Annotated in this window: 1 protein-coding gene; it reads right to left on the bottom strand. The window is 74.9% G+C overall.

What is annotated here, in order from left to right; translation table 11 throughout:
* Window positions 1-7032, bottom strand: a 7032-nt coding sequence (locus tag ACZ3YO_RS14940) for an SDR family NAD(P)-dependent oxidoreductase (RefSeq protein ID WP_465569307.1), incomplete at its 3' end; no start/stop codon positions are given.
* Window positions 7033-7086: the final 54 nt, after the last annotated feature.

The raw sequence follows: 7086 nt of genomic DNA, 5'->3' as shown, positions 1-7086 counted from the left end.
CAGCGCCGACTGTGTGAAGACCGTGTCGTCCAGCGAACCCGACGTGCCGGCGATGACCTCGCGCAGCGACACGCCCAACTCGCCGTCCAGCAGCGAGCACACCTCGTCCAGCGCGGCAGAGAAGACCGGGAACACCGACGCCAGCCCGGCGCCCATCCCGACCCGCTGCGAACCCTGGCCCGTGAACAGGAACGCCGTCTTGCCCTCCAGCCGGCGCCCCGCCTGCACACCCTCCAGCGCAGCCGTCAGCTCCGCCAGGTCCGAACCCAGCACCACCGCACGCCGGTCGAACACCGCCCGCGACGACGCCAACGAGAACCCGACATCGAGCGCCGACACCGAACCACCCGCCGAACCACCGGCCGCGAACTCCCGCAGCCGCCCGGCCTGCGCCCGCAACGCGGCCTCCGTCCGACCCGACACCACCCACGGCACCGGCACACCCGACGGCCACCCCGCACCCGGCTCCCCGGCGGCCTCCTCGACCGCCGGGGCCGCCGGAGGCTCCTCCAGGATCACGTGCGCGTTGGTGCCGCTGATGCCGAACGAGGAGATGCCCGCCCGGCGCGGTGTGCCGTCCGCCTTCTCCCACGGCCGGGACTCCGCCAGCAGCTCGACGTCTCCGGCCTCCCAGTCCACGTGCGTGGACGGGGTGTCGACGTGCAGGGTCTTCGGCAGCACCTCGTGGCGCATCGCCTGCACCATCTTGATGATCGCCGCCACGCCGGCGGCGGCCTGGGTGTGGCCCAGGTTCGACTTGATCGAGCCCAGCCACAACGGACTGCCCTCCGGGCGGCCCTGGCCGTACGTCGCCAGCAGCGCCTGCGCCTCGATCGGGTCACCCAGCGTCGTACCCGTGCCGTGCGCCTCCACCACGTCCACGTCGGACGTCGACAGCCCCGCGTCGGCCAGCGCCGCCCGGATCACCCGCTGCTGCGACGGACCGTTCGGCGCGGTGATGCCGTTGCTCGCACCGTCCTGGTTGATCGCCGAACCGCGGACCACGGCCAGCACCTCGTGCCCGAGCCGACGCGCGTCCGACAGCCTCTCGACGAGCAGCACGCCGGCGCCCTCGCCCCAGGCCGTGCCGTCGGCCTCCTCCGAGAAGGCCTTGATCCGGCCGTCCGGGGCCAGGCCCCGCTGGCGGCTGAACTCCACGAACACCTCGGGGGTCGCCATCACCGCCACGCCGCCGACCAGGGCGAGTTCGCACTCGTTCCGCTGGAGGGCCTGGATCGCCCAGTGCAGGGCGACCAGCGAGGACGAGCAGGCCGTGTCCACCGACACCGCCGGGCCCTCCAGACCGAAGGTGTAGGAGACCCGGCCGGAGATCGCGCTGCCCATCGCGTGGCTGGTCGGGTAGTCGTGGTACATCACGCCCGTGAAGACGCCGGTCCGGCTGCCCTTGAGCGAGGCCGGGTCGATGCCGGCCCGCTCCATCGCCTCCCAGGACGCCTCCAGCAGCAGCCGCTGCTGCGGGTCGAGCGCCAGCGCCTCGTTCGGGCTGACCCGGAAGAACGCCGCGTCGAACTCCGCCGCGTCGTGCAGGAACCCGCCCTGGTTGACGTAGGTGGTGTCGGCGCGCTCCCGCGTCGGGTCGTACAGGCGGCCGGTGTCCCAGCCCCGGTCCTCGGGGAACTCGGACACCGCCTCCCGGCCCTCCACGACCAGCTCCCAGAGCTCGTCGGGCGTGGTGACACCGCCGGGGTAGCGGGCGGACATGCCGACGATGACGATCGGGTCGTCGGACGACGCGACCGTCGCGACGGCCGACCGGCCCCGGTCCGAGGCCTCGTCGGCGGCGCCGACCAGCGACTCGTAGAGGTGGCCCGCGAGCGCCGAGGACGACGGGTAGTCGAAGACCAGGGTCGCCGGCAGCCGCAGACCGGTGGCGGTGTTGAGGCCGTTGCGCAGCTCGACCGCGGAGAGCGAGTCGAAGCCCAGCTCGCTGAAGGCGCGGTCGGGTTCGATCGCGTCCGGCGAACTGTGGCCGAGCACGGCGGCGACCTGCGCGCGGACGACCTGGAGCAGCAGCCGCTCACGCTCCTCCCGGTCGAGCCCGGCGAGCCGGCCGGCCAGCGAGTCGGCGCCGGCCGCCGGCACTCCGCGCGCGGCCGTGCGCCGGGACACCGGGACGATGCCCCGGAACAGCGCGTCGAGGTCCTCGCCCTGGGCGCGCAGGGCCGCCGTGTCGATCCGGATCGGGGCGAGCGCGGGCCCGTCGGCCGCGCGGGCGGCGTCGAAGAGCGCGAGGCCCTCCTGCGCGCCGAGCGGCACGATGCCGCCGCGCGCCATGCGGGCGCGGTCGGCCTCGCTGAGGGTGCCGACCATGCCGCCGCCCTCGGCCCAGGGGCCCCAGGCGAGGGAGGTGGCGGGCAGCCCGGCCGCGTGGCGCCGCTCGGCGAGGGCGTCCAGGAAGGCGTTGGCCGCCGCGTAGTTGCCCTGGCCGGGGACGCCGAGCACGCCGGCCGCCGAGGAGAAGAGGACGAACGCCGTCAGGTCGAGCCCGGCGGTCAGTTCGTGCAGGTGCCAGGCGGCGTCGACCTTCGGGCGGAGCACGGCGTGCACCCGCTCGGGGGTCAGTGACGCGATGGTGCCGTCGTCCAGGAAGCCCGCCGCGTGCACGACCGCGCGCAGCGGCCGGTCGGCCGGGACGCCGCTGATCAGCGCCGCCAGGGCGGCCCGGTCGGAGACGTCGCAGGATTCGATGGTGACGCTCTCGGCACCGGCCTCGGTGAGGGCCGCGCTCAGCTCCTCCGCCCCGGGCGCCGCGGCGCCGCGGCGGCTGACCAGCAGCAGGTGCCGGACGCCGTGCTCGCTGACCAGGTGACGGGCGAGGAGGGCGCCGAGCCCGCCGGTCGCGCCCGTGAGCAGCACGGTGCCCGCGGCGTCCCAGCCCTGCTCCGCGGCCTCGGCGGACCCTTCGGTGCCCGCCGCGGGGACGGCGACGCGGGCGAGCCGGGCGGTGCGGACCTCGCCGCCGCGGATCGCCAGGTGGTCCTCCCCGGTGGCCACCGCGGTCGGCAGGGCCCTGGCGGACGCCGGGTCCTCGTCGAGCTCGACGAGGACGATCCGGCCCGGGTTCTCCGCCTGGGCCGAGCGGATCATCCCGCTGACGGCGGCGCCGACCAGCGGGGAGACTCCGCCCGACGCGGCGGCCCCGGGGACCACCACGACCAGCCGCGAGCCCTCGGGAGCACTCTGCCCGAGCCGGCTCTGGACGGCGGTGAGCACCCGCTCCGTCTCGGCGTGCACGGCGCTCACGGGGTCGTCGTCGGAGGTGACGGCCCATCCGGCCGGGAGGAGCACGTGGTCGGCCGCTTCACCAGCCGGCACCGGGGCGACGCCCAGCCGGCCGGCCCAACCCGCGGCGTCGGCTCCGAGCACCGCCCAGGTGCCCTGCGCGGTGCCGCCCGGGACGGGCGTCCAGGAGACCCGGAATAGCGAGTCGTGGTGCGCGGCGGCCGCGGCCTTGATCTGCGCGGCGGAGACCGGCCGGACGGCCAGCGCCCCCACGGAGGCGACGGGGCTGCCGGTGGCGTCCGCGAGGTCCAGGGCCGCCGCGTCCCGGCCCGGCACCCGCCGGACCCGCACCCGCAGGTGTGTCGCGCCGGTGGCGAAGACCTCGACGTCGGACCAGGCGAACGGCAGGCCGCCCTCCGACACCGCGTCGGAGACGCTCACCGCGTGGAGGGCGGCGTCGAAGGCGGCCGGGTGGAGGGCGTACAGCTCGGCGTCGGCGTGCGCGCCGTCCGGGAGGACGACCTCGGCGAACACCTCGCCGTCCCGGCTCCAGGCGGCCGTCAGCCCCCGGAACAGCGGCCCGTACGCCAGGCCGCCGGCGGCGAAGTCGTCGTAGACGGAGTCGACGGCGACCGGCTCGGCGCCCTTGGGCGGCCAGGCCGCGAAGTCGAAGGAGGCGGCGCCCCGGCCCGGGGCGAGGACGCCGGTGGCGTGTCCGGTCCAGGCGGTCTCGGTGTCGGCGTCGGCGTCGCGCGAGTGGATCCGCACGCTCCGGGCGCCGCCGTCGCCCGCCGCCGCGAGCAGGACGAGCACCTGGACGGCGCCGCGCTCCGCGAGCACCAGCGGCGCTTCGAGGACCAGCTCCTCCACCCGGTCGCAGCCGACCTGCCGGCCGGCGCGGAGCACCATCTCGATCAGCGCCGTCCCCGGCACCACGACGGAGCCGGACACCACGTGGTCGGCCAGCCAGGCGTGGGTGTCGAGGGAGAGCCGGCCGCTCAGCACGGTGCCGCCGGAGTCGGGCAGGTCGACGGCCGCGCCGAGCAGCGGGTGCTCGGTCGCCACGAGGCCGAACGCCGACACGTCGCCCGTGTCGTTGGAGGGGCTGAGCCAGTAGTGCTCGTGCTGGAAGGCGTAGGTCGGCAGGTCGACGCGGCGCGCGCCGGTGCCCCGGAACACGGCCGTCCAGTCGACGTCCGCGCCCGCCTCGAACACTGCGGCCAGGGCGGCCAGCAGGGCGGAGGCTTCGTCGCGGCCCTTGCGCAGGGCCGGGACGAGGAGCGCGTCGTCGGGCTCTGCCAGGCAGGCCTGGGCCATGCCGGTCAGCACGCCGTCGGGGCCCAGCTCCAGGAAGCGGGTCACGCCCGCGTCCTCCAGCGCCCGGATGCCGTCGGCGAAGCGGACGGCCTGGCGGACGTGGCGCACCCAGTACTCCGGATCACGCAGCTCGTCACCGGCCGCGATGCGACCCGTCACGTTCGACACCACGGCGAGCTGGGGCTCGGCGAAGGAGAGGCCCCGGACGACGGTCCGGAACTCCTCCAGCATCGGCTCCATCAGCGGCGAGTGGAACGCGTGCGAGACCGTCAGCCGGACCGAGGCGATGCCGCGCTCCTTCAACTGCGCGACCACCTCGCCCACCGTGGCCTCGGCACCCGAAATCACCACGGACGAAGGCCCGTTGACCGCCGCCACCCCGACCTCGGCCTCGCGGCCCTTCAGCAGCGGCAGCACGTCCGCCTCGGCCGCCCGGACAGCGACCATGACCCCACCGGCGGGCAGCGCCTGCATCAGCCGGCCACGCGCGGCGACCAGCGTGCACGCATCCGCCAGCGACAGGACCCCGGCCACGTGAGCAGCCGCGATCTCACCCACCGAGTGCCCGGCCAGGAAGTCCGCCCGCACACCCAGCGATTCCACCAGCCGGTACAGCGCCACCTCCACGGCGAACAACGCCGACTGCGTGTGAACCGTGTCGTCCAGCGAACCCGACGCACCCGCGATCACCTCGCGCAGCGACACGCCCAACTCACCGTCCAGCAGCGCACAGACCTCGTCCAGCACGGCCGCGAACACCGGGAAGGCCTCGCACAGTTCACGACCCATCCCGACCCGCTGCGAACCCTGACCCGTGAACAGGAACGCCGTCTTGCCCTCCAGCCGGCGCCCCGCCTGCACACCCTCCAGCGCAGCCGTCAGCTCCGCCAGGTCCGAACCCAGCACCACCGCACGCCGGTCGAACACCGCCCGCGACGACGCCAACGAGAACCCGACATCGAGCGCCGACACCGAACCACCCGCCGAACCACCGGCCGCGAACTCCCGCAGCCGCCCGGCCTGCGCCCGCAACGCGGCCTCCGTCCGACCCGACACCACCCACGGCACCGGCACACCCGACGGCCACCCCGCACCCGGCTCCCCGACGGCCTCCTCGACCGCCGGGGCCTCCTCGATGATCACGTGCGCGTTGGTGCCGCTCAGGCCGAAGGACGAGATGCCCGCCCGGCGCGGCCGCTCACCGCGCTCCCAGGGGGTGCGGGCCAGCAGCAGCTCCACATGGCCGGCCTCCCAGTCCACGTGCGTGGACGGGGTGTCGACGTGCAGGGTCTTCGGCAGCACCTCGTGGCGCATCGCCTGCACCATCTTGATGATGCCCGCGACACCGGCGGCGGCCTGGGTGTGGCCGAGGTTCGACTTGATCGAGCCCAGCCGGAGCGGGTGTTCGGCGGTCCGGCCCTGGCCGTAGGTGGCCAGCAGCGCCTGCGCCTCGATCGGGTCACCCAGCGTGGTGCCCGTGCCGTGCGCCTCCACCACGTCCACGTCGGCGGTCGACAGACCCGCGTTGGCCAGCGCCGCCCGGATCACCCGCTGCTGCGACGGACCGTTCGGCGCGGTGATGCCGTTGCTCGCACCGTCCTGGTTGACCGCGGAGCCCCGCACCACGGCGAGGACGGGGTGGCCGTTGCGGCGGGCGACCGAGAGCCGCTCGACCAGGAGGACGCCGGCGCCCTCGCTCCAGCCGGTGCCGTCGGCGGCGTCGGCGAACGCCTTGCAGCGGCCGTCGGCCGCCAGCCCGCGCGCCTTGCCGAAGGCGATGAACGGGTCGGGCGTCGCCATCACCGTGACACCGCCGGCCAGGGCGATCGTGCACTCGCCCCGGCGCAGCGCCTGCACCGCCAGGTGCAGGGCCACCAGCGAGGACGAGCAGGCCGTGTCCACCGACACCGCCGGGCCCTCGAAGCCGAACGCGTAGGAGACCCGGCCGGAGAGCACGGCGCCGTTGGTGCCGGTGGTCATGTAGGCCGCCGACTCCTCGGGCAGCTTCATGCCGAAGTAGGACTGGCCGTTGGTCCCGACGTAGACGCCGACGGGGCCGCCCTTGAGGGAGTCGGGGGAGATCCCGGCCCGCTCGAACGCCTCCCAGGACGCCTCCAGCAGCAGCCGCTGCTGCGGGTCCATCGCGATGGCCTCCCGCGGGCTGATGCCGAAGAACTCGGCGTCGAACCGGGCGGCGCCGTGCAGGAACCCGCCGCTGCGGGTGTAGCCGCTGGCCGCCTGTTCGGCGTCCGCGTCGTACATGCCGCCGACGTCCCAGCCGCGGTCCCGGGGGAATCCGCCGATGGCGTCCGTCTCGTTGAGGACCAGGTCCCAGAGGTCTTCCGGGGAACGCGTGTCACCCGGGAAGCGGCAGGCCATCCCCACGATCGCGATCGGCTCCGCCTCGATGTCGCGCAGCCGCTCCTTCGTCTGTGCGAGGTCGGCGGTCGTCCGCTTGAGGTAGTCGAGCAGCTTCTTTTCGTTCCCCATCAGGGCCTCACCAATTCTGTTGAGAAAGAGTCCAGG

It is taken from the genome of Kitasatospora sp. NPDC022785 (assembly GCF_055561295.1).
This window is presented reverse-complemented; position numbering and strand designations above follow the sequence as displayed.